22 protein-coding genes are annotated in these 23,705 nt (G+C 57.3%); 16 read left to right on the top strand and 6 right to left on the bottom strand.

Annotation, left to right across the window (positions count from 1 at the left end; all coding sequences use genetic code 11):
- Positions 1-8 precede the first annotated feature (8 nt).
- The 11 genes from narJ (at position 9) to C7436_RS08330 (ending at position 11,634) form a co-directional block, all read left to right on the top strand.
- Positions 9-749, top strand: coding sequence for a nitrate reductase molybdenum cofactor assembly chaperone (gene narJ / locus C7436_RS08380; RefSeq protein ID WP_023008578.1), 741 nt, complete (start codon positions 9-11; stop codon positions 747-749).
- 19 nt (positions 750-768) lie between these two features.
- Positions 769-1,449, top strand: coding sequence for a respiratory nitrate reductase subunit gamma (gene narI / locus C7436_RS08375; protein ID WP_014422452.1), 681 nt, complete (start codon positions 769-771; stop codon positions 1,447-1,449).
- Between the two features lie 65 nt (positions 1,450-1,514).
- Positions 1,515-2,321, top strand: a complete 807-nt coding sequence (locus C7436_RS08370; protein ID WP_121207440.1) for a peptidylprolyl isomerase — start codon at positions 1,515-1,517, stop codon at positions 2,319-2,321.
- 152 nt (positions 2,322-2,473) lie between these two features.
- Positions 2,474-3,223 (top strand): Crp/Fnr family transcriptional regulator, encoded by a 750-nt coding sequence (locus C7436_RS08365; protein ID WP_121207438.1) that lies wholly within the window; start codon positions 2,474-2,476, stop codon positions 3,221-3,223.
- A 57-nt stretch (positions 3,224-3,280) separates the two neighbouring features.
- Positions 3,281-3,682, top strand: a complete 402-nt coding sequence (locus tag C7436_RS08360; RefSeq protein WP_011786522.1) for a hypothetical protein — start codon at positions 3,281-3,283, stop codon at positions 3,680-3,682.
- 141 nt (positions 3,683-3,823) lie between these two features.
- Entirely contained in the window at positions 3,824-5,932 is a 2,109-nt protein-coding gene (gene nosR, locus C7436_RS08355; RefSeq protein ID WP_121207436.1) for a transcriptional regulator NosR, read from the top strand.
- Between the two features lie 82 nt (positions 5,933-6,014).
- A complete protein-coding gene (gene nosZ / locus C7436_RS08350) occupies positions 6,015-7,910 on the top strand; it encodes a TAT-dependent nitrous-oxide reductase (protein ID WP_121207435.1) in 1,896 nt (631 codons plus the stop codon).
- 71 nt (positions 7,911-7,981) lie between these two features.
- A complete protein-coding gene (locus C7436_RS08345; RefSeq protein WP_121207433.1) occupies positions 7,982-9,250 on the top strand; it encodes a nitrous oxide reductase family maturation protein NosD in 1,269 nt (422 codons plus the stop codon).
- Positions 9,247-10,179, top strand: coding sequence for an ABC transporter ATP-binding protein (locus tag C7436_RS08340; protein WP_121207431.1), 933 nt, complete (start codon positions 9,247-9,249; stop codon positions 10,177-10,179). Before C7436_RS08345 ends, C7436_RS08340 begins: the two co-directional genes overlap by 4 nt.
- Complete coding sequence (locus tag C7436_RS08335; protein ID WP_022990862.1) at positions 10,176-11,006, top strand: ABC transporter permease; 831 nt, start codon at positions 10,176-10,178, stop codon at positions 11,004-11,006. Before C7436_RS08340 ends, C7436_RS08335 begins: the two co-directional genes overlap by 4 nt.
- Positions 11,007-11,028: 22 nt before the next feature.
- A complete protein-coding gene (locus C7436_RS08330) occupies positions 11,029-11,634 on the top strand; it encodes a nitrous oxide reductase accessory protein NosL (RefSeq protein ID WP_121207430.1) in 606 nt (201 codons plus the stop codon).
- Positions 11,635-11,853: 219 nt separating this feature from the next.
- Here C7436_RS08330 and moaA read toward each other — a convergent pair whose 3' ends face one another.
- From moaA to ytfE, 3 genes are all read right to left on the bottom strand, one after another.
- Positions 11,854-12,846 carry a GTP 3',8-cyclase MoaA gene (moaA, locus tag C7436_RS08325; protein ID WP_121207428.1) on the bottom strand — a complete coding sequence of 331 codons (993 nt, stop codon included), beginning with the start codon at positions 12,844-12,846 and terminating at the stop codon, positions 11,854-11,856.
- A gap of 151 nt (positions 12,847-12,997) precedes the next feature.
- The gene (locus C7436_RS08320; protein ID WP_121207427.1) at positions 12,998-15,283 is read right to left on the bottom strand and encodes a nitric-oxide reductase large subunit; all 2,286 of its coding nucleotides are present in this window, start codon (positions 15,281-15,283) and stop codon (positions 12,998-13,000) included.
- A complete protein-coding gene (ytfE, locus tag C7436_RS08315; protein ID WP_121207425.1) occupies positions 15,276-15,959 on the bottom strand; it encodes an iron-sulfur cluster repair protein YtfE in 684 nt (227 codons plus the stop codon). The genes C7436_RS08320 and ytfE overlap by 8 nt, the downstream gene beginning before the upstream one ends.
- A gap of 217 nt (positions 15,960-16,176) precedes the next feature.
- On the opposite strand from ytfE, the gene C7436_RS08310 reads away from it, so the two are divergent.
- The 4 genes from C7436_RS08310 (at position 16,177) to C7436_RS08295 (ending at position 19,258) form a co-directional block, all read left to right on the top strand.
- The gene (locus C7436_RS08310) at positions 16,177-16,401 is read left to right on the top strand and encodes a hypothetical protein (protein WP_121207423.1); all 225 of its coding nucleotides are present in this window, start codon (positions 16,177-16,179) and stop codon (positions 16,399-16,401) included.
- Between the two features lie 23 nt (positions 16,402-16,424).
- Positions 16,425-16,817 carry a YbaN family protein gene (locus C7436_RS08305; protein WP_224849464.1) on the top strand — a complete coding sequence of 131 codons (393 nt, stop codon included), beginning with the start codon at positions 16,425-16,427 and terminating at the stop codon, positions 16,815-16,817.
- 26 nt (positions 16,818-16,843) lie between these two features.
- A complete protein-coding gene (locus C7436_RS08300) occupies positions 16,844-17,281 on the top strand; it encodes an RrF2 family transcriptional regulator (RefSeq protein WP_121207422.1) in 438 nt (145 codons plus the stop codon).
- A gap of 111 nt (positions 17,282-17,392) precedes the next feature.
- Positions 17,393-19,258: a sensor domain-containing diguanylate cyclase gene (locus tag C7436_RS08295; protein ID WP_121207420.1), complete on the top strand. Its 1,866-nt coding sequence runs from the start codon at positions 17,393-17,395 to the stop codon at positions 19,256-19,258.
- Here C7436_RS08295 and C7436_RS08290 read toward each other — a convergent pair.
- Both C7436_RS08290 and C7436_RS08285 read right to left on the bottom strand, forming a co-directional pair.
- Positions 19,213-20,286: a fatty acid desaturase family protein gene (locus tag C7436_RS08290; RefSeq protein ID WP_121207418.1), complete on the bottom strand. Its 1,074-nt coding sequence runs from the start codon at positions 20,284-20,286 to the stop codon at positions 19,213-19,215. The two genes, C7436_RS08295 and C7436_RS08290, sit on opposite strands and share 46 nt — an antisense overlap.
- Before the next feature lie 45 nt (positions 20,287-20,331).
- Positions 20,332-21,438 carry a ferredoxin reductase gene (locus tag C7436_RS08285; RefSeq protein ID WP_121207417.1) on the bottom strand — a complete coding sequence of 369 codons (1,107 nt, stop codon included), beginning with the start codon at positions 21,436-21,438 and terminating at the stop codon, positions 20,332-20,334.
- A gap of 195 nt (positions 21,439-21,633) precedes the next feature.
- On the opposite strand from C7436_RS08285, the gene C7436_RS08280 reads away from it, so the two are divergent.
- Positions 21,634-22,257, top strand: a complete 624-nt coding sequence (locus C7436_RS08280) for a TetR family transcriptional regulator (protein ID WP_014422436.1) — start codon at positions 21,634-21,636, stop codon at positions 22,255-22,257.
- Between the two features lie 12 nt (positions 22,258-22,269).
- Here the strand turns inward: C7436_RS08280 and C7436_RS08275 are convergent, their stop codons facing one another.
- Positions 22,270-23,694 carry a WS/DGAT/MGAT family O-acyltransferase gene (locus C7436_RS08275; RefSeq protein ID WP_114434538.1) on the bottom strand — a complete coding sequence of 475 codons (1,425 nt, stop codon included), beginning with the start codon at positions 23,692-23,694 and terminating at the stop codon, positions 22,270-22,272.
- Positions 23,695-23,705: the final 11 nt, after the last annotated feature.

The following is a 23,705-nucleotide window of genomic DNA, read 5'->3' as shown; positions in this document are numbered from 1 at the left end:
AGGCCGCGATGCAACTTTTGAAAGTACTGGCGCGGGTACTGGAGTACCCCACCGAAGAACTGCAGCAATCCAAAGACGCCCTGGTCGCCGCTGTCCTGGAGGACAGCCGGCTGCCGCGGCAAAACAAGGAACAACTGCTGACCTGTATTGATCGCCTTTGCGATGGTGACCTGATGGATCTTCAGGAAGCCTACGTGGGCACCTTCGACCGGGGCCGGGCCACCTCCCTGCTGCTGTTCGAACACGTGCACGGCGAATCCCGCGACCGCGGCCAGGCCATGGTGGACCTGATGGAGCAATACCGGGCCAACGGCCTGGAAATTGATGCCAGGGAACTGCCGGATTACCTGCCGCTGTTTCTGGAATACCTTTCCACCCGGCCGTGGGAGGAAATCCGCAACTGGCTGGAAGATATTCACCACATTCTGGGGTTGCTTGGAGAGCGCCTGTACCAGCGTGAAAGCCTCTACCACGTTGCGATGGATTCCCTGCTGGTGCTGTCTGGACGCAAGGCCGACCGCCAGGAACTGGCGCAGCTCGTTGCCTCGGAAGAGCGCGACGACACCCCCGAAGCACTGGACAAGGTCTGGGAAGAGGAAATGGTGAAATTTGTGGATGACCAGGGCAGCTCCTGTGGCACCGGTGGCGTGGTTGGACAGCGCCGCCGCGAACTGGAACAGACCCAGACCATTCACCTGAGTGATCAGCTGATGACGGACGCAACGCCCCGTCCGGCAGGGCGCGCCTGAGGCGCAGGAGGAAAAGACAATGTCCTATATCAACACACTCTTGTTCGGAATCTATCCCTACATCGCCCTGCTGGTACTGTTTGTCGGTACCTGGGCGCGTTATGACCATGGCCAGTTCACCTGGAAAGCCCATTCCAGCCAGATGCTGCGCAAGAAAAACATGGTGATGGCCAGCGTGCTGTTCCACGTCGGCGTACTGGTGATCTTCTTCGGCCACCTGGTGGGCCTGCTTACTCCGCACTGGGCCTACGAGTGGATCATCACTCCGGGCCAGAAACAGGTGATGGCGATCCTGGTGGGCGGTATCGCCGGCGTCATGGCCATCATCGGTGGCGGCATGCTCGCCTGGCGTCGTATGACCGACCCGCGGGTTCAGGCCAGCAGCACCTTCGCTGACAACATGATCATCATCATTCTGGTGGTTCAGTTGGTCCTCGGTATGCTCACCATCCTGCCCACCATGGGCCACCTCGACGGCAGCACCATGCTCAAGTTCTCCGCCTGGGCCCAGGGCGTGTTCACCCTGGAAGGATCTGGCATCGCCGCCTACATTGCCGACGTGCACTGGATCTACAAGACCCACATCTTCCTGGGCCTGACCATCTTCGTACTCTTCCCGTTCACCCGACTGGTGCACATGCTTAGCGTGCCAGTGGAGTATTTCGGGCGGAAGTACCAGGTGGTTCGCAAGCGCGCCTGAACGGATACAGCCACCCTCTCTTTCCGGGAGGGTGGCTGGCAAACTGATTGACGGAGAGTCGCACCATGCAACTGATCCCAACCGGCGAAGCCGGCAAACCCAGAAACCAGTTCCCGCCGGTCTATGTGGGTGAGACTCTCATCCACGAAGACGACATTGCCCGGGAAATGCAGCACCACCCCTCGGAAGAGCTGGCAGAAGCCTGGCACGAAGCTGCCAGAAGTCTTGCCATCCGTGAACTGTTACTGCAACAGGCCAGCCGCCTGAACCTGGACAGCATCGAAGACGAAGAAGACCGGATAGCCCGGGTGCTGGAACTCGAGCTCAAAGTGCCAGACCCGAGCGAACAGGACTGCGAACGCTTCTACGCCGCCAATCCCGGCCGCTTCTGCAGCCCTACCATCATGGCCGTTAGCCACATATTGCTGGCTGCCGCTCCGGATGATATTGAAGAGCGCATGCGTCAGGAAGAAGCTGGCCGACAGCTGCTGTCTGCCCTCCTGGACGGCCGCTCGCAGTTCAACGAATTGGCTAAACAGTATTCCGCCTGCGAATCCCGGCACCAGGGCGGCAGCCTCGGCCAGATCAGCAAAGGCCAGACCGTCGAAGAATTCGAACGCCCGGTCCTGAGCCTGAACGAAGGCCTCCATCCCGAGCTGATCGAAAGCCGCTATGGCTGGCACATCGTTCGAGTAGACCAGCGAATCAACGGCGAACTGCTGCCTTATGAACATGTAAAACCCCAGATTCGCCAGTACCTGAGCGAAAGCGTGACCCGCCGGGCATTCCGGCAATATCTCCAGGTGTTGGCTGCGGAAACCGGTGTGGAGGGCGTCGATCTGGAGCTGCCGGATTCACCCTTGATGCAGTGACTGCTTGGTTAGTAAAGCGAATAATTGAGCTAAGTCAATTACCCAGGAATAACCGCAAGGATACCCCCATCGGGGGAGCGATTTTTCATCAGTATCCTTCTAGTATTTAAAATAAGATTTTGAATGCATGAATATGCAGAGAGGGTACAACCATGGCCATGACACAAACTGCGGAACAGCGATATACCAAGCCGGTGCTTGTCGCCATCAACAAACCACTTGATGAAGAAGACAGCCTGGAAGCGCTTCGCAGCCATGCCCTGTTCTGCAATCTGCGTCCGAAAGACCTCGATAGTCTGATCCAGCAATCACGCCGGCTCAGACTCGGTCACCACCAGCTGCTGTACCGTCAGGATATGCCGGCTCATCACTTCTTCTTTGTGATTTCTGGTCGCCTGCGTCTGTATCGCCTCGATTCCTCCGGCGTAGACCGAACCCTGGACAGTATTGCACCCGGAGACTGTTTTGCTGAAGTCATGATTTACGCCAATCCGCCCAAGTATGCCTGCTACGCGGAGGCCCTGAAGTCCAGCGAAGTGCTCATGATCCCGGTTAAAGCTTATCGGGAATTGCTGGATCGGAATCCCGAGTATGCCCAGGCGGCCCTGAGCCACTACGCCATGCGTGCGGTGTCCAGATTCCACGATCTTGAGATCATGACCGTCCAGAATGCCCGGGACCGTTTGATTCGTTACCTCATTGACTTGCTGCCGAACGGCGCGGAAGAAGGTGGCGAAGTCGAGTTGCCGTTGCCCAAATGCCTGGTGGCTTCACGCCTGGCCATGCAGCCCGAGACTTTCTCCAGAATACTGGCAGATCTCAAGTCAAATGGTTTGATCAGAGTGAATCGCAGCAAGCTCTTTATTTCCGACCCTCAGCGGCTGATCGCTATCAGCCAATAGCCTCTCCGGGCCTCCGGGCCCGGCTTTTTTGACCGCCTTGAACACCAGGGGATAGTGATGATCAGCAGTTACCAGGATCTTGTTCAGGCCAGCCGGAAAGAACCGGAGCCCCAGCGCTTTCTGTTCGTTTTTTGCAAAGCCGAATTGCCAGACGACGCCAGTGCGGCAGAACGGGCTGCTTTTGAGCGCGGCGAGGGTGGCGCACTGACGCCGGTTATCTGTGTCGACAAAACCCCCGATGAGGTTCCTTATTTCGATGTGTTGGCGGAGGAATCCCGCGCGACAGGCCAGGACTGGGACATGGTCTTTGTCGCGGCCATGTCGGGCCGTGGCGGCCATGCTCCTTCCAGTGATGAAGCTCAGCAACCCCTGACGATGATGGTGGAAAGCATCCGCATGGGGCATCTGGGTAACTACCTTCCCCTCAATAAAGCCGGCCACGCCATTAGCCTTGACTGAACTCAAGGCGCCTCTGGTGGGCCGAGGACTATCCTCAAAGAGGTATTTGATTTTCCTCAAAATTGAACGACCCTTGATGTAATTCATGGGGTATTGGGAGTTGTAGTGAGAAACGTCCTCCGTTGTGTCCTATCCATCTTGATGATACTTGCGGCTCCGCTGAGCTGGGCCCAGCCGTTATCGGAATACAGCCCTCCGGCCGGACGCCAGCTTATCGAAAAAGCCTTTCCGAAAGCGACAGAACTCCAGCCGATGGAGGGCAACCGTGCCATCCAGCAGGTGTATTCCGGTGAGGAGCTTATAGGCTACGCCTACCAGTCCCTGGACTTTGTCCAGACCCCCGCCTATTCCGGCAAACCCCTGAATGCCATGGTGGTACTCGATACCGCCGGAGAAATTCGTGCCGCTAAAGTCATACATCACGATGAACCCATCCTGCTGGTGGGTATCCCCGAAAGCAAGATGCATGAGTTCACTGACCAGTACACGGGTCTGAAAGCCGACCAGCGGGTGACCGTTGGGGGCACGTCTACCGAACGCAAGGTGGCGGTGGATGGCTTGTCCGGCGCTACGGTCACCGTGATGGTTATTAACGAAGTCATTATGCGCACTGCCCACCGGGTGGGTGTCGAGATTGGGTTGATTGAAGGTGGCAAAAGCAACCGGCCGCCCATGGCCAATGTGAACGCGGAACAGTTTCAGGAAAAGTCCTGGCAGGAGTTGACCGGTGACGGTTCCATTCGCCGCCTGGTGTTGACCAAAGGGCAGGTCGACGACTCTTTTGTAGGAACCCCTGCCGAGGGCATCGAAACTGCAGACGCGGGCGAACGCGATGACATCCTGATCGAGCTCTACGCTGCCTATCTGGATGCGCCGACCATCGGTCGCAACCTTCTGGGTGAAAATCAATACCAGTGGCTGATGTCTGAACTCCAGGACGGGGAACATGCCATCGCGGTGATGGCCAACGGTGAATACTCCTTTAAAGGTTCCGGCTACGTACGGGGCGGCATTTTTGACCGGGTGCAGATCCGCCAGTTTGGCGACACCTTCAACTTCCGGGATCTCGATTTCCATCGGCTCAGCGATGTTTACGGTGAGGGTATGCCTGAGTTTTCGGAAATGGCGATCTTTATCGTGCGCCAGCAGTACAACTTCGATCCTGGCACGCCCTGGACGCTGGAGCTGACTGTCAAGCGCCAGACCGGCCCGCTGGACAGTGAATTCCAGGTGTTCCCCCTGGAGTACCAGTTGCCAGACCAGTACTACACCCGCCCGGAACCGGTTCTGAGCGACGAAGAGTGGCTTGAAAACCAGCCGCTGTGGATTCAGGTGTGGTACCAGAAACAGTTCCAGATCACCGTGTTGGGTCTTGGTATCGCCGTGCTGCTGTTCATCCTGTTCTTCCAGGACTGGCTGGTACAGAAGCCGAAAATGATGCGCTGGATTCGCCACGGCTTCCTGGTTTACACGCTGTTCTTCATTGGCTGGTATGCCCTGGGTCAGCTTTCCATCGTTAACGTGCTGACGTTTGTGAACAGCCTGATCAGCGGTTTCAAATGGGAAACCTTCCTGATCGATCCGATCATGTTCGTGCTCTGGGCCGTGGTGGCCGGCATCGTCCTGCTCTGGGGGCGGGCAGTGTATTGCGGCTGGCTGTGCCCGTTCGGCGCTCTGCAGGAACTGATCAATGAAATCGCCCGCAAACTCAAGGTGCCCCAGTACACCGTGCCTTTTGCCTGGCACGAGCGCCTTTGGGCTATCAAGTACATCATTCTACTGGTGCTGTTTGGTATCTCCCTGGAATCCATGGCCACCGCCGAGCGCATGGCGGAAGTGGAGCCGTTCAAGACCGCCATTACCCTGCACTTTGACCGCACCTGGCCATTCGTGACCTACGCTGTGCTGTTGCTGGTGGTCAATATCTTCACCCGCAAGGTGTACTGCCGCTACCTGTGCCCGCTGGGTGCCGCCCTGGCATTGCCCACCAAACTGCGAGTGTTTGACTGGCTCAAGCGTCGCAAGGAATGCGGTAACCCCTGCCGTCTCTGCGACAAGGAATGTGAAGTCCAGGCGATCCATCCGGATGGACACATCAACTACATGGAATGTCACTACTGCCTGGATTGTCAGATGACCTATTTCGATGACCACAAGTGCCCGCCGCTGATCGTGAAGCGCCGTGGCAAGCGCCGTGGTCACAACGCACCCGGCCACCCTGAGGAAATTCCGGTGGTGCAGGTGAACTGAGTAGTCCCGAGGAGCCAGCCATAAGGCCCCGGAAAGCCATGAGAAGCAATAACCGCCATAACCAATAACGGAGTTGGATGCTATGAAAAAAAGAGATGATCTGACCAAGGACACGCCGGAGGTTTCCGAAGGTGGTCTGAGCCGTCGTCGCTTTATGGGTGCGGCTGCGCTGGCCGGTGTCGCTGGTGCGACCGGTCTGGGCACCTCGGTCATGTCGCGGGAAGCCTGGGCAGCCGCCGCCGAAGAAGCCCGTAACAAGGTACACGTGGGCCCCGGTGAGCTGGACGAGTACTACGGCTTCTGGAGCGGTGGTCACCAGGGCGAGGTTCGTGTTCTGGGCGTACCGTCCATGCGTGAGCTGATGCGTATTCCTGTATTCAACATTGACTCCGCCACTGGCTGGGGCATCACCAACGAAAGTAAAGATGTGCTGGGCCATGATAACGAGTACCTGAACGGTGACTGCCACCACCCGCACATTTCCATGACCGACGGTCGTTACGATGGCAAGTACCTGTTCATCAACGACAAGGCCAACACCCGGGTTGCCCGTATCCGTCTGGACATCATGAAGACGGACAAGATCACCCACATTCCTAACGTTCAGGCTATCCACGGTCTGCGTTTGCAGAAAGTGCCAAAGACCAATTACGTGTTCTGTAACGCCGAGTTCGTAATTCCTCAGCCCAACGATGGCAGTGAGTTCAGCCTGGATCAGAGCTATACCATGTTTAACGCCATAGACGCGGAAACCATGGAAGTAGCCTGGCAGGTGATTGTTGATGGCAACCTGGATAACACCGATGCCGACTACACCGGCAAGTATGCTGCTTCTACCTGCTACAACTCAGAGCGCGCAGTAGACCTTGCTGGCACCATGCGTAACGACCGCGATTGGGTGGTGGTATTTAACGTAGAGCGTATCGCAGCGGCGGTGAAGGCTGGCAATTTCAAGACTATTGGTGACTCCAAGGTGCCGGTCGTAGATGGCCGTGGCAAATCCGAGTTCACCCGCTATATTCCGGTGCCGAAGAACCCGCACGGCCTGAACACGTCTCCGGATGGCAAATACTTCATTGCCAACGGCAAGCTGTCGCCAACCGCATCCGTGATTGCCATCGACAAGCTGGACGATCTGTTCGACGACAAGATCGAACTGCGCGATACCATCGTGGCCGAGCCGGAGCTGGGTCTTGGGCCCCTGCATACTACCTTCGATGGCCGTGGCAACGCTTACACCACGCTGTTTATCGACAGCCAGGTCTGTAAATGGAACATTGCCGATGCCATCAAACACTATAATGGCGAGAAGGTGAACTACATCCGCCAGAAGTTGGATGTGCATTACCAGCCGGGCCACAACCATGCGTCTCTGACTGAGTCCCGCGATGCCGACGGCAAATGGCTGGTGGTTCTTTCCAAGTTCTCGAAAGACCGCTTCCTGCCGGTTGGCCCTCTGCACCCGGAGAATGACCAGCTGATCGATATTTCCGGTGAGGAAATGAAGCTTGTTCACGACGGCCCGACCTTCGCTGAGCCGCACGACTGTATCCTGGTGCGCCGTGATCAGATCAAGACCAAAAAGATCTATGATCGTGACGACCCTTACTTTGCCAGTGCCCGGGCCCAGGCGGCCGAAGACGGTGTCACCCTGGAATCCGACAACAAAATCATCCGTGACGGCAAGAAGGTGCGTGTTTACATGACCTCCGTCGCGCCGCAGTACGGCATGACCGAGTTCAAGGTGAAGGAAGGCGATGAAGTCACGGTTTATGTCACCAACCTGGATATGGTTGAGGATGTGACCCACGGCTTCTGTATGGTGAACCATGGCGTGAGCATGGAGATCAGTCCGCAACAGACGTCTTCAGTGACGTTTACAGCGGGTAAGCCAGGGGTTTACTGGTACTACTGCAACTGGTTCTGTCATGCCCTCCACATGGAGATGGGCGGGCGGATGCTCGTCGAAAAGGCCTGATAGAGAGTTGCCTGACTTGGGGTCCCGTTTTCGGGGCCCCTGGTTGCTTATCACTATCTCGAGATCTATTGATGTATCAACTATTGCGTTATGGAGTGGCCCTGTCAGTCGCTCTGTTTGCGCTCTCCGCCAACGCGGACCTGCAGCAAGAGCTGGATAACCTGGCCCCGGGTTCGTCGTTCGAGCTTCCTCCGGAAACCTTGTCTTCACTGGCTATCAGGGTGCCCGGGGTATCTGTGTCCTGCGCTCCGGAAACAGTGATTGACGGTGCCGGGCAGGGCAATGCGGTTGAGATTCTGGCCGAGCGGATAACGTTTTCCGGTTGCCAGGTTCGCAATTGGGGCAAAGACCTGAACGAACTGGATACCGGAATCTTTGTGGCTCGCGAGGCGCAGGGGGCGGTAGTGGAAAACAACCGTCTGCAGGGGCCGGCGTTCGGCGTGTGGCTGGATGCAACACCGGATGTAACCGTAAGGGAAAATCACATTCGCGGCGATACCAGCCTGCGGTCCCAGGATCGGGGCAACGGTATTCATCTGTTCAATACCACGGGCGCGCTGATTGAAGATAACGATATCAGCCAGACCCGGGATGCCATTTACATAGAGACCGCGAACCGAAATACCATTCGCGGCAATGTCATGAGTGATCTCCGTTACGGCATTCATTACATGTATTCGATGCATAACCTGCTGGAAAACAACGTTACTCGGGGCACACGTACCGGGTATGCGTTAATGCAGAGCAAGTACCTGAAGGTATTCAATAACCGTTCCGAGAATGACGAGAACTACGGCATTCTGATGAATTTCATCACCAACTCCGAGTTGCGCAATAACGTGGTCACTGGGGTGTCCCAGGGCCAGAACGCCGGGGTGGTGATTTCCGGTGCCGAGGGTAAAGCGGTGTTTATCTACAACTCGCTGTACAACACCTTCGAGGGCAATTATTTCGGCCACAGCAACATCGGTATTCATCTCACTGCGGGTTCCGAGGAAAACCAGGTGTTCAACAATGCCTTTGTGGAAAACCAGCGCCAGGTGAAGTACGTGGCCACTCGCACCCAGTTCTGGGCCGAGGATGGCAAAGGCAACTACTGGAGTGACTACCTGGGCTGGGATCGAAATCAGGACGGCCTCGGCGATGTGCCTTATGAGCCGAACGACAACGTGGATCGGCTGCTGTGGAAGTATCCGGAGGCCAAGGTACTGATGTTCAGCCCGGCGGTGGATACCCTGCGTTGGGTGCAGGATGCTTTCCCGGTAGTGAAGTCTGCCGGAGTGAGTGACCCCCACCCCTTGATGCGAATTCCCGACCACCTGCAATCGGAGATCCGATGAACTGTTTTCGACTGGAGAACGTCAGTCACCGTTACGACAAGGCCACGGTGCTGCACGGGGTAGATCTTCGGCTGGAGCCGGGGGAAATTCTGGGCCTGTTCGGCCACAACGGCGCGGGTAAAACCACCTCGATCAAGCTTATCCTGGGCCTGATGCAGCCCACCGAGGGCAAGGTTTCCGTGCTGGAAGGCGCGGCTGGCGATCCCCAGGTAACCCAGCACATCGGCTACCTGCCGGAGAACGTGATGTTCTACCCGCAGTTGACCGGCCGTGAAATCCTCAGCCACTTTGCCCGCCTCAAAGGCGCGCCGCTTAAGCAGGTGCCCGAACTGTTGGAGCAAGTTGGCCTGGGAGACGCCATGGACGCCCGCACCAAAACCTATTCCAAAGGCATGCGCCAGCGTCTGGGCCTGGCTCAGGCCCTGCTCGGCAAGCCCAGGCTGTTGATGCTGGATGAACCCACCGTCGGCTTGGACCCGGTTGCCACGGCGGACCTATACCGCCTGTTGCGCCAGCTTAGGGATGAGGGAGCGGGCATTGTGCTCTGTTCCCATGTACTGCCAGGTGTTGAGCCGTACATTGATCGGGCCGCGATTCTGACCGAAGGCGCCCTGAAAGCATCTGGAGACCTGCCATCGCTGCGGCGACAGGCGAACATGCCGGTCACCCTGACCCTGCAGCCTGCCACTAGTCTGTCGGCGTTGGAAAAAGCCATTGACCAGGCCGAGCAGCGTGCCGGATTGATGATGAAAAGTGAAAACGGACGATTGCAGGTAGACGTGAGACCCCAGGAAAAAATGGAACTGATCAAGACCCTGATGGCCTCCGGCGAAGTGGCAGACCTGGGCATCCATCAGCCCAGCCTCGAAGACATCTACGTGCACTTTATCGGCTCGGGTGGCCTGGCTCACCGGGGAGGAAGCCAATGAACGCCATCTGGACCATCGCCCGTAAGGAACTGAGCGACAGCTTCCGCAATCGCTGGCTGGTTGCCATCTCCCTGGTGTTCGCCACCCTGGCACTGGGCATCGCCTGGTTCGGTGCCGCCGCCTCCGGGCAGGTGGGCTACGCCTCCACACCTGCGACCATTGCCAGCCTGGCCAGCCTGGGGATCTTCCTGATCCCGCTGATTGCACTGTTGTTGGCCTACGACGCCATCGTGGGGGAAGAGGAGGGCGGCACTCTGTTACTGCTGATGACCTACCCCCTCAGTAAAAGCCAGTTACTGTTGGGCAAATTCCTCGGCCACGGCCTGACCCTGGCGCTGGCTACCATCATCGGCTTCGGTGTGGCTGGTATTGCCATTGCCGTGTTGGTGGAAGATGTCGCCATCGCCGCCCTGGCGGTGGCCATGGGGCGTTTTGTGGGCTCCACCGTTTTGCTGGGCTGGGGCTTTATCGCGCTGGCCTACCTGGTGAGCGTACGGGTGAGTGAGAAACCGGTCGCTGCCGGACTGGCCCTGGCCATCTGGTTCTTCTTTGTACTGATCTTCGACCTCATGCTGCTGGGCACCCTGGTGGCCAGCGAAGGCAAACTGAATCCCGAACTGCTGCCCTGGCTGCTGATGCTAAACCCCACTGACATCTACCGCCTGCTCAACATCGTCGCCTTCGGCGACAGCGGTCAACTCAGTGGCGTACTCAGCCTGGGTGCAGACCTGCCTATCGGCGCTGCGGGCCTTTGGCTAGGCCTGATCCTGTGGTGTGCCATACCCCTGGCCGGCGCACTGTTACTGTTCAAAAACCGACGAATCTGATCCCGACCGGAGACACACAAACATGGCAAACCCAGCAACCAAATGGCTCATCGCCGCCTTCGCCGCCACCCTTCTGGCGGGCTGCTCCGGCAGTGAACCCGAAATCGTTGAAAAACCCGACCCGGTGCACTTTGAATCCGGCGACGAGTGCCACGTCTGCGGCATGGTCATCACCAACTTCCCGGGCCCAAAAGGCCAGGCCTTCACCGAGCGAGAGCAGAACATCCGGAAATTCTGCTCCACCAAAGACATGTTCGCCTGGTTCCTGCAGCCGGAAAACGAAAACCGGGACCACACCCTCTACGTCCACAACATGGCCGAAACCCACTGGGACAGCCCGGATGACACCCACCTGATCGACGCCCGCGACGCCTTCTACGTTGTTGGCTCAAACCTCAACGGTGCCATGGGCCCAACCCTGGCCTCGTTCGCCAACAAAACCGACGCCACAGACTTCGCGGCCGAGCACGGCGGCAACGTACTGGCGTTTGCCGACGTCACGCTGGAGCATCTGAATAATGGTATGACGATGCACGATATGAGCGGGATGGATGATATGGCTGGTATGCACGATGCAGATGAAGCTGGTATGGCTGATGATCACAGTAGCCATGGCGCGGGCCATTGAAGTGGCTACCCTAAAAACAAGGTCGCAAGGTCTTATGCTCGAATTACAGGTCTTCAGAGACTATATCTCCAAAGATTGAGAGAGTGGGTGAGGGTAGGTTTTCCAAAAATTTGCGGAGCCAGGGATGGCGGAGCAGAAGCGACACAGGGAAGTGCCGTAAGGAGCGTTTTTTGGAAAACCTACCCTCACCCGCTCCAACTCCAAAGCTGGCAGGCCAGGTCAGCCGCCAGTCATATTCATAAACCGAAGAATCTGCACATCCCCATTGCTGGAAAAATGATGCCGCTCCGGCTTCAGGTCCATGGCCCTGATGATCGCCTCCTGCAGCTTGTCATCCGTCACCGGATGCCCCCGCAACACCCGGCGAAGATCCACTGAATGCTCATTGCCCAGGCACAGCAGCAGACGCCCCTCCACCGTCACCCGAACCCGATTGCAGGTCGAACAGAAATTGTGGGAATGCGGCGAAATGAACCCGACACGAACCTCGCTGTCCGGCATCCGGAAATAACGCGCGGGGCCACCGGAATCCTCAGTTGCCGGAATCAGCTCATGGTGCCTGCGGATAGTGTTGCGCACCTCCTCACTGGTGCACAGCGCCAAACCACGGTCATGCTCTGAAATCTCCCCGAGCGGCATCTCCTCGATAAAGCTGATGTCCACCTGCTTTTGACGGGCAAACTCAATCAGCTCCGGAATCTCCTCGTCGTTGCGGCCTTTCATCACCACCGTATTCAACTTGATACCACGGAAACCGGCGTCCCGGGCAGCATCAATGCCATCCAGAACCTGGCTGAGATTACCGGTGCGGGTAATGGCGCGGAATTTGTCAGCGTCCAGAGAATCCAGACTGATATTGAGACGCTGCAAACCGGCCTTGCGCAATGATTCCGCCATGGTGGGCAACTGACTGCCGTTGGTGGTCATGGCGAAGTCACGGAGGCCATAAGTGCCGACTTCGCGTACCAGCTCGAGGATATCGCGGCGCACCAGAGGCTCTCCGCCGGTCAGCCGGATCTTCTCCGTCCCCAGAGCAACAAAGTTCCGTGCCAGCCGGGCGATCTCTTCAAGAGTTAATACCTGTTGGCGTGGCAGAAAGGTCATGTCTTCCGCCATGCAATACACGCAACGGAAATCGCAGCGGTCAGTTACCGACAGGCGTACGTAATTGACGGTGCGGCCAAATCGATCGGTCAGCTTGGCATGCGGCATAGGCAGGTTACCCTGTCTTGAATCATATGGTTAAAGGATAGCCAAAGTATCACAGATAACCCAACTCAATCCGATACCTCTCGGGGGGTAATCCCCCTGCCGAAAGAAAAACGGGGCCACACAGGGCCCCGTTGTCACAGCTGGAAACCGACTACGCGCGTTCAGTAACGGCGGTTTCTGAAGCGCTCTCCAGCGGTACCAGGTCCGGGAAGAATATCCCTTTTACCACCTGCCAGGTGACCGCAAGTGCTCCCACAATAAACACCACATCGCCAATGGTGCGAATCCATCGCAGGGTCTGCAGTATGTCGCTTTGCAGGAAGGCTTCACTTCGGGCGTACCAGAGTCCTTCACTGGCGCTGGCAAGGAACTGGATAATTCCGACCGGCAGCAGGCTGGTGAACAGCATGAGGACCAGGCCGATGTTCAGCCACCAGAAACCGATCTTCATCAACCGCTGGTCAAACACGATGCGCGGACGGATGTAGCGCAGTATCAGCAGCGAGAATCCCAGGGCCAGGAAGCCATAAACACCAAACAGTGCGGCATGGGCGTGAGTGGGTGTGGTATTCAATCCCTGGATATAGTACAGCGCAATTGGCGGGTTGATCATGAAGCCAAGCACCCCGGCGCCCAGCATGTTCCAGAAGGCCACGGCGACAAAGAACATGAGCGGCCAGCGGATGTTCTCCATCCACGGAGCGCGGGTTTTTAGCCGCCAGTTTTCCCAGGCCTCGTAACCGAGTACAACCAGCGGCACCACTTCCAGGGCACTGAAGGTGGCGCCCACCGCCATAACCGGCGTGGTGGTGCCGGAGAAGTAAAGGTGATGGAAGGTGCCGGGAACACCGCCGAGCATGAACAGGCTCGCCGAGGCCAGACTGGCGGAGGTGGCCACGGTGCGAGACACCAGCCCCATGCTGCAGAAGATGAAGGCCAGCGCGGCAGTGGCAAAGACCTCAAAGAAGCCCTCCACCCACAGGTGCACAATCCACCAGCGCCAGTATTCCATGACGGAAATGTGGGTTCGCTCTCCATAGAAGAAGCCTGCGCCGTAGAACAGGCCAATGGCCACCACCGACGCGGTCAGCAGGGCCAGCAGGTTCTTGTCTCCCGGTTGGCGAAGCGCCGGAACAATGCCTCTCAGCATTAACACCAGCCAGAACACAATGCCCAGGAATTTGCCGATCTGCCACAGGCGGCCCAGGTCAACAAATTCATAGCCCTGGTGGCCCAGCCAGAAACTCAGGTTTGGCGGCATAATCTGGGCAATCGCCAGGAAATTACCGATGAACGAACCGGCAACTACCACCACAAGGGCCCAGAACAGCACATCGACCCCCAGTTTCTGGAACTTTGGATCTTTGCCACCGTTGATGATAGGGGCCAGGAACAACCCGGCAGCCAGGAAGCCGGTGGCAATCCAGAACAGAGCGGCCTGGATATGCCAGGTTCTGACCAGAGAATACGGCAGCCATTCTGATGTATTGATACCGTAGAAACCCTGGCCTTCCACCGTATAGTGCGCAGTGAAGCCGCCAAGCATGACCTGGAAAGTGAACAAACCGACCACCAGTAACAGGTATTTTCCCAAAGCCTTTTGTGAGGGGGTGAGTGCGACAGCGCTGATTGGGTCCTTCAATGGTGCCGCCGGCTCCTCCTCTTCATGCTTGCGCAGGAAAGCCCACGCCCAGATCAATCCACCGACACCGGCAATGAGCAGAATGACACTGATCACCGACCAGACGATGTTTTCGCCACTGGGCTTGTTATCAATCAGGGGTTCGTGCGGCCAGTTGTTGGTATAGGTGACATCGCTTCCCGGGCGTTCGGTGGCTGCAGCCCAGGCGGTCCAGAAGAAGAACTCGGTCATCCGCTGCCGTCGCTCCGCACTGGGCAGGGTGTTCTCTTTCATGGCGTAATTTGAACGGGTAGCCTGCAGCTCGGGTGCATCGCTGAACAGCCGGCTGTAATAGTCCGCGGTCTCGGCAATGGCACGGGCTCTGCGTTCCGAAATCCGAAGGGTGCCGGTCGCATCGTCATAGCTGTTAGTGCGGTATTCGGTTTTCAGATCATACTGAAGTGCATTCTGTTGTTGGCCATTGAGGCTGTGCCAGTCGGCGCCGAATTCCTCCTGCGCTGCGATTTGCAGCCAGGCCTCCAATTCCCGGTGAAGCCAGTCAGCAGTCCAGTCCGGAGCCTGATAGGCGCCGTGTCCCCAGATAGAGCCAACCTGCATGCCGCCCATGGATTGCCAGGCCGTCTGACCGTCGAGGATGCTGTCCTCGGTCATCAGGGGTTTTCCGCTGGCGGAGACCACCTGATCTGGGATGGGCGGGGCTTCACGGTAGACCTCCCGGCCAAAGTAGCCGAGCAGGGTAAACGTGACTGCCAGGATGCCAATCAGAACCCACCAGAGTTTCCGGTACTCAGCCATGGCGGGCACCTCCCAGTTGGCCGTCCACGCGATGGAACAACACGTTGTTCTCCAGGTGAATGTGTTGCTTCAGGTCGTTCTCCAGCTCGGTCAGGCCGGAGTACAGGGCTCGCCATGTATTGCAGGCGCCCTCGGGCAGGGTCAGTTTGAAGGTGAGGTCGTGAATTCTGGCGAGCGCGTTGCCGTGATCGTCATGCTCGCTGCGCATGACCGATACCGGCCCTGCGGCCATGCCGGTGATTCCGCGCGCTATCATCGGAAACAGGATCTGTTCTTCCTTTTGCATGTGTGCTTCAAGTTCGGCCTGCATGTTCTCCAGGTGGGCACTCAGGCCGCTGGGGCAACGTGGATGCTGGCTGTGAACCCGCTCAACTCTCTGCGCCAGACGAATCAACTCAGGCAGTTGATCGCGGTGAACATCGTGATAGCGGGTGAGGATATGTTCAATCAGATCCTCGTTGCCGATTTTCTCAGCGGGTATGTTCTTTTCCATTCTGATTCTCAGTGAATCCAGTTGGCTGGCAAGAGCGTCGGGGTCCAGCCCCTTTGCGATAGCGGCGTCTGCCAGAGAGGTGTTACCTCCGCAGCAGAAGTCCAGCTTATGGCAATGCAGTACCGCAGAGGCGCCCGGAATATCCCGCGCCAGCTGGCCGATTGGCTGTTCTGTCAGATTCATGGTCTCATCTCCTTCCTAAAAGATTTATTTAAGATGAATCTTAATGAGTGATTCTTTATTGATTCATCTGGTATGTCAATTAAAAAATCTGGAGTGCGTAGTCTCCCGGAATCTTTGATGGCAAAGCTTTTAGAAAGTCAGTGGTTGCTGGTTGATTTTCGATCGCTCGGCCTCTAGTATCAAAAATGTATAAAGTATCTATGTTAATGGGGTTGCTATGGAACATTTTGAGAAATGGCTGGTCATATCCAACGCCGGGGTGTTGGTGTCGTTTATGGGGTTGTTAATCACGGTGGTACTGGCCTACCCATTGGCGGAAGCCCTGGCGTTACCTGCGCAGATTGCGGCCCATATGGGAACCTTGTTCTTTGCGGTAGGGGTAAAGATTGCTTACGTCGCCAGGCTGACATTCCTCAGTAAACTGGGGAGACCTGTACACTGAATCACGGTAGAATAGATGCAGTTATGAACGGTCAAGAGGCCCACGCCATGGGCGCACAACCTGGCAAAACCGGTTTCCGGATTCTTGCGTATATGAGTGTGGGACTGGCAGCAGCAGGCGTGGTTTTGCCGCTTTTGCCAACCACCCCCTTTGTTATCCTCGCGGCCTTTTTCGCCAGCAAGAGCTCCCCGGCATTTGCCCGGTGGCTGGAAGACCACCCGACTTTCGGTCCGGCGATTGAAGAATGGCGCGCCCGGCGAGCCATTCCGCGCAAGGCCAAGTTGATGGCGTTTGCCATGATGGGGTTGAGTTGGAGCATGCTGGTCTGGCTCGGGTCGCCGGTTGTGGTATTGGCTATCTCGGGGCTGTTTTTGTTGGGGGTAGCCGGGTACATGTTGAGCCGGCCATCCTATTGATGATTTTTGTCATTTTGGAGTTATGAATGCACATCACCCGTTACACCGATTATTCACTCAGAGTGCTGATCTATCTGGCTGCAGAGGGTGATCGTCTGGCGACCATTCAGGAAATTGCCGACAGCTACGACATCTCCAAGAATCACCTGATGAAGGTGGTTCACCAACTGAACAAGAAAGGCTACATCGAGACCATCCGTGGCAAGAAGGGCGGAATGAGGCTGCATATGGCACCTCAGGATATCAATATCGGAATCCTGGTGCGCGAGACCGAGCAGGATCTCAGTATCGTGGAATGCTTCTCCTCCAAAAATGCCTGCAAGATCACACCAGTGTGCGGACTGAAGTCCATGTTCGGCGAGGCGCTCAAGGCGTTCCTGGATGTGCTGGATAAATACACACTGGCAGACGTGATTCAGGACCATCATCGGCCACAGCTGCTGCGTCTGCTTCAGATCGCGTGACGCTGTACAAAAACTTACGAATATAATCCATATATAGCGCTCACAGTGCCTGTTTCGGCGCTACAATCGGCCGAGGTCATCAATAATAACAACTCCTGAAAGGGGCTTGGTTTGTTCAAGTTTCTGCTGTTGGCGGCGCTGGCCCTGTGCTCCGTGTCGACACAGGCCGATGGCGCATCGGATTCTGCAACGGTGGTCCTCACTGAGGGCGCCGGGCGGCTTGATATATCCCGGCATCTGACCTACTACGAGGATGTTTCCTCCTCCCTCAATATCTCCGATGTGATTCAGCGCTGGCCTGAGATTGGCTCCGGACAGCTCCCTGACGAAGCCTATAACTTCGGTTTCACCGATTCGGCATACTGGTTCCACACCCGCGTTGAAAATCGCTCCAGCCCCAACAACCGCTGGGTGCTTGAAGGCCTGTATCCGATCATCGATGAAATGGAGCTGTTTGTCGTTACCGAGCAGGGGCGCTTTACCCGACAGATCTCCGGCGATTCGGTGCCGTTCACCATGCGGCCCCGGGACCACCACAACATCAACTTCGAGTTGATGCTGCCGCCGGGCGACAGTGCGGACCTGTATTTCCGGGTGAAAACCAGCGGTGCGGTACAGATGCGCATGCTGCTGTGGCATTCCGATGTGTTTGCCCAGGCAGACCATCAGGAGCGATTCCTGCTGGGGCTTTACAATGGGCTGCTGGTGTCCATGGTGATCTTCAATTTGCTCATCTTTATTTCGTTCCGGGATACCAACTACCTGTGGTACGTGTCCTATATCCTGACCTATGGCACGCTGCAGTTTACGCTTAACGGGCTGGCTTTCGAGCATCTGTGGCCGGAACTACCCTGGTGGAACAATCGGGCAGTGGCCTTTTTGATTGCCGCAGGGATGTTCTGTGTGCTCGGTTTTTCCCGGTCATTCCTGGCGCTCTGGGAAAATGCGCCGTTGCTGAACCGGGTGTTCAAAGCCTTTATGGCGTTTTTTGTGGTTGCCGGAGCGGCGGCCCTGCTCTCGCCCGAATATGGCCCGGTTATCCGCCTGAACACCTTTGTGGCTGCGGTGGCGGTAGCATTGGTGATTGCAGCCGGTGGCGTGTGTTTGTACCGGCGGTTTCGTCCCGCCCGATATTTCATGGTGGCCTGGACAGCGCTGTTGTCTGGCATGCTGCTTTATACCCTGAAAACCTTCGGAGTCGTGCCGGCAAATTTCGTGACCGAATTCGGGATTCAGATCGGCTCGGCGTTTGAGGTCATCCTGCTGTCCATTGCTCTGGCGGACCGTCTACGCCACATGAACCTCAAGACCCAGCGTATGCAGCAGGAAATGAACGAGCGGCTGGAATCCCGGGTGGCGGAACGAACCTCCGAGCTGGAGCAGGTGAATCGTCAGCTGGAGGCGCTGAGTTCCACCGACGGCCTGACCGGTGTTTTCAATCGCCGTTACTTCGATACCCGGCTGGCGGAAGAAACGGCCCGAACCCGCAGGCAGGGGCCGATGGCGCTGATCATGATCGACGTGGATCACTTCAAGGCGTTCAATGATGATTTCGGGCACCTGGCCGGCGATGCCTGCCTGCGCCAGTTGGCCGACATGCTGACCGCCATCGTTCGGCGGGAAACCGATATTGTCACACGGTACGGGGGAGAGGAATTCGCGATTATTCTGCCCTATACCGATGCTGACGGCGCGCGCCATCTTGCAGAAACCCTCCGGTCAAAAGTGGAGGGTGAGATGAAATTTACCTGGGACGGAAAAGCCATCCCGGTCACTGTCAGTATCGGCCTGGCTACGATACCGAGCGGTAGCCGGGTTGAACCGGATGAGGCGATTGCCGCCGCAGACGAGGCTCTCTATAGCTCGAAGCAGGCCGGGCGCAACCGGGTAACGGAGCGCCAGCTGGCCTCCAGCGGCCCGAAAGCCTCTGGTCAGGCATTGACCGAGCTTCTGGCCGGGCGTTCCGGTAACGAATAGTGCAATACCCGTTTCAGTACCGTCTGGTACTGGCTCAGGAATGAACCGGTGTTGTAGTGAATACCATGCTTGCGACAGATTTCCTGCACCCGCTCGGAAATCTCCGGGTACCGGTGCGCTGGCAGATCCGGAAATACGTGATGCTCAACCTGGTAGCTCAGGTGACCGCTCAGAATATGCAGCCAGCGGCCGCCGGTGAAGTTGGATGAGCCGGTAAGCTGGCGCAGATACCAGTGGCCTTTGCTCTCACCTTCGCACTCCCGTTCGGTAAAGGTCTCCGCATCCTGAGTGAAGTGGCCGCAGAAAATCACCGTTGAGGCCCAGAGGTTCCGGATCAGGTTGGCCCCAACGTTGCCGGCAAGCACGATAGGGGCTACCGGCAGAGTCAGTAATGGAAAGAAGACATAATCCTTGAACGCTTGGCGGCCGCCTTTACGGACAAAGTCTTTCAGGAACGGCAGCTTCTCGCGCCAGGAAATCTCCCGGCGGCGAAGTTTCTCGGTTTCCAGTTCATGCAAACCCACGCCCCACTGAAAGAACACACTCAGAAGGATGTAGTTGATGAACTGCAGCGTGTGCCAGGGCTTCCAGGGCTCGTCGTCACTCAGGCGAAGCACCGCATAACCGTAGTCCCGGTCTTTGCCGATGATGTTGGTGTAGGTGTGGTGCTCGTAATTGTGAGTCCGGCGCCAGGACTCACTGGTGCACACCGTATCCCACTCGTAGGTCTGCGAGTTGAGGGTGGGATCGTTCATCCAGTCGTACTGGCCATGCATCACGTTATGGCCGATTTCCATATTCTCCAGAATCTTGGCCACGCCGAGGGTGGCCGTTGCCGCCACAAACACCGGCGGAATAAAGCCGAAGGGCATCATCACCCGGCCGCCGACTTCAAGGGCGCGGTGCAGGCGTACGATCTTGCGAATGTAGCGGGCATCCCGCTCGCCAAGATCGGCCAATACCTCATCGCGTACGGCATCCAGATCTTTCTGAAGTTCGTTGAGCTGTTGTTCATCAAGTTTGATCATAAGGTCTCCTTGCGGCTGTATGAGGCCGCGCTCGAATTCTGTGTGTCAGGCTTCCAGAGTCACCGGGCCACGGGGTACGGAAATGCAGAGTTGAACGCTTTCCTCTCCGGGACCGGAAGCTTTACCCGTTAGCCGGTTAATCACGGTGCCGCTGGTTTTTCGGCAACTGCATTGATGGCAGATGCCCATGCGGCAGCCGTATTGAGGTTTGAGGCCCGCGGCTTCTGCGATCTCCAGCAGTGTGGCATCGCCGGAAGAGTCCACATTGAGGTCCGCGCGGGCAAAACTCACCTCGCCGCCGAGTGTTTCATCACCGAGAGGGGAGGAAACCGGAGGGGCGAAAAACGTACAGTGAATCTGTTCTTCGCCGAGACCGCGCTGGTAAAGCAGGTCATTGGCGAGATCCATCAGCCCGCCCGGTCCGCACAGATAGACCTCGCGGGCCTTCAGACCGGGTACGGAATCCAGGTCGGCGTCGTTGAGGTAGCGCGGCTCGTCGGTTTCGTGGGTGCATATAATACGGACCGAGAGTGCCGAGTATCTTGCCGCCAGTGCTTCCAGTTTTTCACTGGCGATCACGTCCTCCTGAGTGCGAACAAAGTAGAGCAGTGTGACCGGTGCCCGGAAGGGCTCTGCCGCCATGGTCTCCAGCAGGCTTAGAATCGGCGTAATGCCGCTGCCCCCGGCAATAAACAGCACCGGTTTGGGCATGGCTGGTATCAGAAAGTCGCCAAAGGCTTCGGTCAGGCCCAGTACCGCGCCTTCTTCCAACTGATCATGCAGCCAGTTGGTCACCAGCCCTCCTGGCAGGCGTTTGATGGTCAGTGTGACCACGCCGTCGTTCTGCCAGAGCAGGGGGGAGCTGGACAGACTGAAGGTGCGCTGGCGTCGCACACCATCAATATCTACACAGATGTTCACGTGCTGACCGGCACGAAAGCCACTCCATCGGCTGGCAGGCCGGAGCACAAAAGTCTTGGTGTCGTGAGTCTCGACCAGAATGCGCTCTACCCGTGCAGGTGTGTACGCTTGTATCCACATGGGATTGATGGCCTCCGCCAGTGGATCAAAATAACTGGCAGGGTTGCTTCGATTCAGTAGCTGTCGGCCAAGCCAGTGCATGGCGCGGGTCTGGTTCATTTTTGCCAACATAGGTTTTCTCCAAGGTTTGTACCTGATCGTTGGTAACGATGTGTACACTTGTTCACTTATGTGTACGACTGTACACAGTGAGGGTTGCCGTAACAATCAGGGGGGCGCTTCGTTGGCTCGAAATGACAAGTTTTGCGGACTTTTCTGCCGTCAGATGTGTACACTTGTTACCGCAACTATCGTGATAGGAAGACCATGGCAGACAGACCGAAACGCAGGCCCGGCGAAACCCGAGAGAAGCTGATGAACGCAGCGCTGACTCTGGTGGGCAAGGGGCGACACTTTGCCAGCCTGGGTATTCGGGAAGTGACCCGGCAGGCCGGCGTGGTGCCAACGTCGTTCTATCGCCACTTTCGCAGCATGGACGACCTGGGTTTGCAGCTGGTGGACGAGCTTGGGCTGGTCCTCAGGCGGATGATGAGGGAGGCCCGGGCCAACGTGTTGCAGGCCGACAAGCTGATTGAGGAATCGGTGGGTATCTTTGTGGCCCATGCCCAGGCCAACCGCAGTTTTTTTCTGTTTATGGCGCAGGGGCTGGCAGGCGAGAGCCGGGCCGTTCAGGAAGGGATTCGTAGCGAGATGCGGTTTTTTGCCAGCGAACTGGCCAATGACTTACGCCGGCTCCGGCTCATGGAGCACCTGAGCGATGCCGATCTGGATATGACCTGTGATCTGGTGGTGCGCACCGTCGCCTTCAGTCTGACCGATCTGCTCAGCATTTCCGAAGACGACGATTATCAGATCGGCCAGGTGCGAAAACGCACCACCCGATTCCTGCAGATGATTTTTGTCGGGGCTGGTCACTGGCAAAGCGACTGACCCCGTCCTGGGTTACTTGCGGGTTCGGGCGCGCTTCTTCTTCGGCGGCAGTATCAGCGATTCCAGCTCATCCAGAGCCTCACCGGTATAAACCGCCAGTTTCTGCATGCTCGGCAGCGTATCCCGGCAGCCGGTAAAACCGAAATTCAGCGATCCGGCATAGCTCAGGCAGGTGATGTTCAGTGCGCCGCCGTGAGCAATCAGCGATACCGGATACATGGCCTCAAGCCGGGCACCTTCATAATACAGCGTGTCTTCCGGGCCGGGCACGTTGGAGATAGTCACGTTGAAGACTGGTCGCATCCGCCCCCCGAGACCCGACATCAACTGCAGAATGTAGGGTGACATCAGCAGCATGGTGTACTGGGTCAGGGCACTTTTGGGAAGTTTCTGCAGGTGCTCCTTGGCCCGTCGGGTCGAGGTTTTGATCTGTTGCAGGCGGTTCAACGGGTCAGCTTCGTCGGTGGCCAGCGAGGCAATCATGAAACTGATCTGGGTGCCCGTACCCTCGTCGTCTGCCGGCCGGATATTCACCGGTATACCAGCGGTCAGCGGGGTGTCTGGCAGATTGTTCTGCTCAGCCAGAAAGCGCCGCAATGCTGTGCCACACAGGTAAAGCACGATGTCGTTCAAGGAGCCGCCGGAAGCATGGGCGAGGTTTTTCAGTCGGTCCAGTTGATAATGCTGGGTGGCAAAACGTCGCTGCGCGGTAACCCGGTGATTGAGCACCGAAACCGGTCCAGTGAAGGGCGCGGTCAGTCCGTCTTCCGGGTGTCGAACCGAATGCACCAGGCGATTGCCGGCCTGCCACAGCCTGGGGGCCATGTCTGCCTGGAGCTTCAGGGCGTCCATGGCCTGGGAAACCGCTGCGGGCACGCTGGCCTCTTTGTCGGTTTTTGCACCACGGCGTTGGTGTGGGCGTACCGTCCAGGGCGGTGGCATATTGCAGCGTTCGGGATCGGTGGTGAGCACCCTTTGCATCAGCCGCACGCCACTGATGCCGTCAATCATCGAGTGGTGCATTTTGGTGTAAAGGGCGAAACGGTTGTTCTCCAGGCCTTCTATAACGTGGCATTCCCAAAGAGGGCGGGAAAAATCCAGGGGGTTAGAGTGCAGTCGGGATACCAGAATGCCCAGTTCGCGTTCCCCGCCGGGGCGGGGCAGGGCTGAGTGCCGGACGTGATAATCCAGATCGATATCCTTATCGACTTTCCAGGCCGGGGCGATCACGCGCCCGAGGAAACCAGACCATGCCAGTTTGTATCCCCAGGGTGGTGCCACATCGCCGGCTTCTTTCATTCGAGTGACCATGTCACGCAGGAAGGTTTCTGGTGCGCCTTCCGGCAGTGAGAAAATCTGAAGCGTACCCACATGCATCGGGGTGTCTTCAGATTCAACCGCCAGCCAGGAGGCGTCCAGGGTTCCGAGACGTTTCATTCCTTGTCATT

The sequence above is a fragment of the Marinobacter nauticus genome, assembly GCF_003634635.1.
Lineage (GTDB): Bacteria > Pseudomonadota > Gammaproteobacteria > Pseudomonadales > Oleiphilaceae > Marinobacter > Marinobacter nauticus.
The sequence above is the reverse complement of the archived record's forward strand: the minus strand, read 5'-3'. Positions and strand labels throughout refer to the sequence as shown.

Coding starts and splice junctions, on each gene's coding strand:
- nosR (WP_121207436.1), top strand. CDS start 3,824: ATGATACTTGCGGCTCCGCTGAGCTGGGCCCAGCCGTTATCGGAATAC.
- ytfE (WP_121207425.1), bottom strand. CDS start 15,959: ATGAATCTGACAGAACAGCCAATCGGCCAGCTGGCGCGGGATATTCCG.
- C7436_RS08330 (WP_121207430.1), top strand. CDS start 11,029: ATGGCAAACCCAGCAACCAAATGGCTCATCGCCGCCTTCGCCGCCACC.
- C7436_RS08345 (WP_121207433.1), top strand. CDS start 7,982: ATGTATCAACTATTGCGTTATGGAGTGGCCCTGTCAGTCGCTCTGTTT.
- C7436_RS08275 (WP_114434538.1), bottom strand. CDS start 23,694: ATGAAACGTCTCGGAACCCTGGACGCCTCCTGGCTGGCGGTTGAATCT.
- C7436_RS08360 (WP_011786522.1), top strand. CDS start 3,281: ATGATCAGCAGTTACCAGGATCTTGTTCAGGCCAGCCGGAAAGAACCG.
- C7436_RS08285 (WP_121207417.1), bottom strand. CDS start 21,438: ATGTTGGCAAAAATGAACCAGACCCGCGCCATGCACTGGCTTGGCCGA.
- C7436_RS08320 (WP_121207427.1), bottom strand. CDS start 15,283: ATGGCTGAGTACCGGAAACTCTGGTGGGTTCTGATTGGCATCCTGGCA.
- C7436_RS08370 (WP_121207440.1), top strand. CDS start 1,515: ATGCAACTGATCCCAACCGGCGAAGCCGGCAAACCCAGAAACCAGTTC.
- moaA (WP_121207428.1), bottom strand. CDS start 12,846: ATGCCGCATGCCAAGCTGACCGATCGATTTGGCCGCACCGTCAATTAC.
- C7436_RS08310 (WP_121207423.1), top strand. CDS start 16,177: ATGGAACATTTTGAGAAATGGCTGGTCATATCCAACGCCGGGGTGTTG.
- C7436_RS08300 (WP_121207422.1), top strand. CDS start 16,844: ATGCACATCACCCGTTACACCGATTATTCACTCAGAGTGCTGATCTAT.
- C7436_RS08305 (WP_224849464.1), top strand. CDS start 16,425: ATGAACGGTCAAGAGGCCCACGCCATGGGCGCACAACCTGGCAAAACC.
- nosZ (WP_121207435.1), top strand. CDS start 6,015: ATGAAAAAAAGAGATGATCTGACCAAGGACACGCCGGAGGTTTCCGAA.
- C7436_RS08290 (WP_121207418.1), bottom strand. CDS start 20,286: ATGATCAAACTTGATGAACAACAGCTCAACGAACTTCAGAAAGATCTG.
- C7436_RS08335 (WP_022990862.1), top strand. CDS start 10,176: ATGAACGCCATCTGGACCATCGCCCGTAAGGAACTGAGCGACAGCTTC.
- C7436_RS08340 (WP_121207431.1), top strand. CDS start 9,247: ATGAACTGTTTTCGACTGGAGAACGTCAGTCACCGTTACGACAAGGCC.
- narJ (WP_023008578.1), top strand. CDS start 9: ATGCAACTTTTGAAAGTACTGGCGCGGGTACTGGAGTACCCCACCGAA.
- C7436_RS08365 (WP_121207438.1), top strand. CDS start 2,474: ATGGCCATGACACAAACTGCGGAACAGCGATATACCAAGCCGGTGCTT.
- narI (WP_014422452.1), top strand. CDS start 769: ATGTCCTATATCAACACACTCTTGTTCGGAATCTATCCCTACATCGCC.
- C7436_RS08280 (WP_014422436.1), top strand. CDS start 21,634: ATGGCAGACAGACCGAAACGCAGGCCCGGCGAAACCCGAGAGAAGCTG.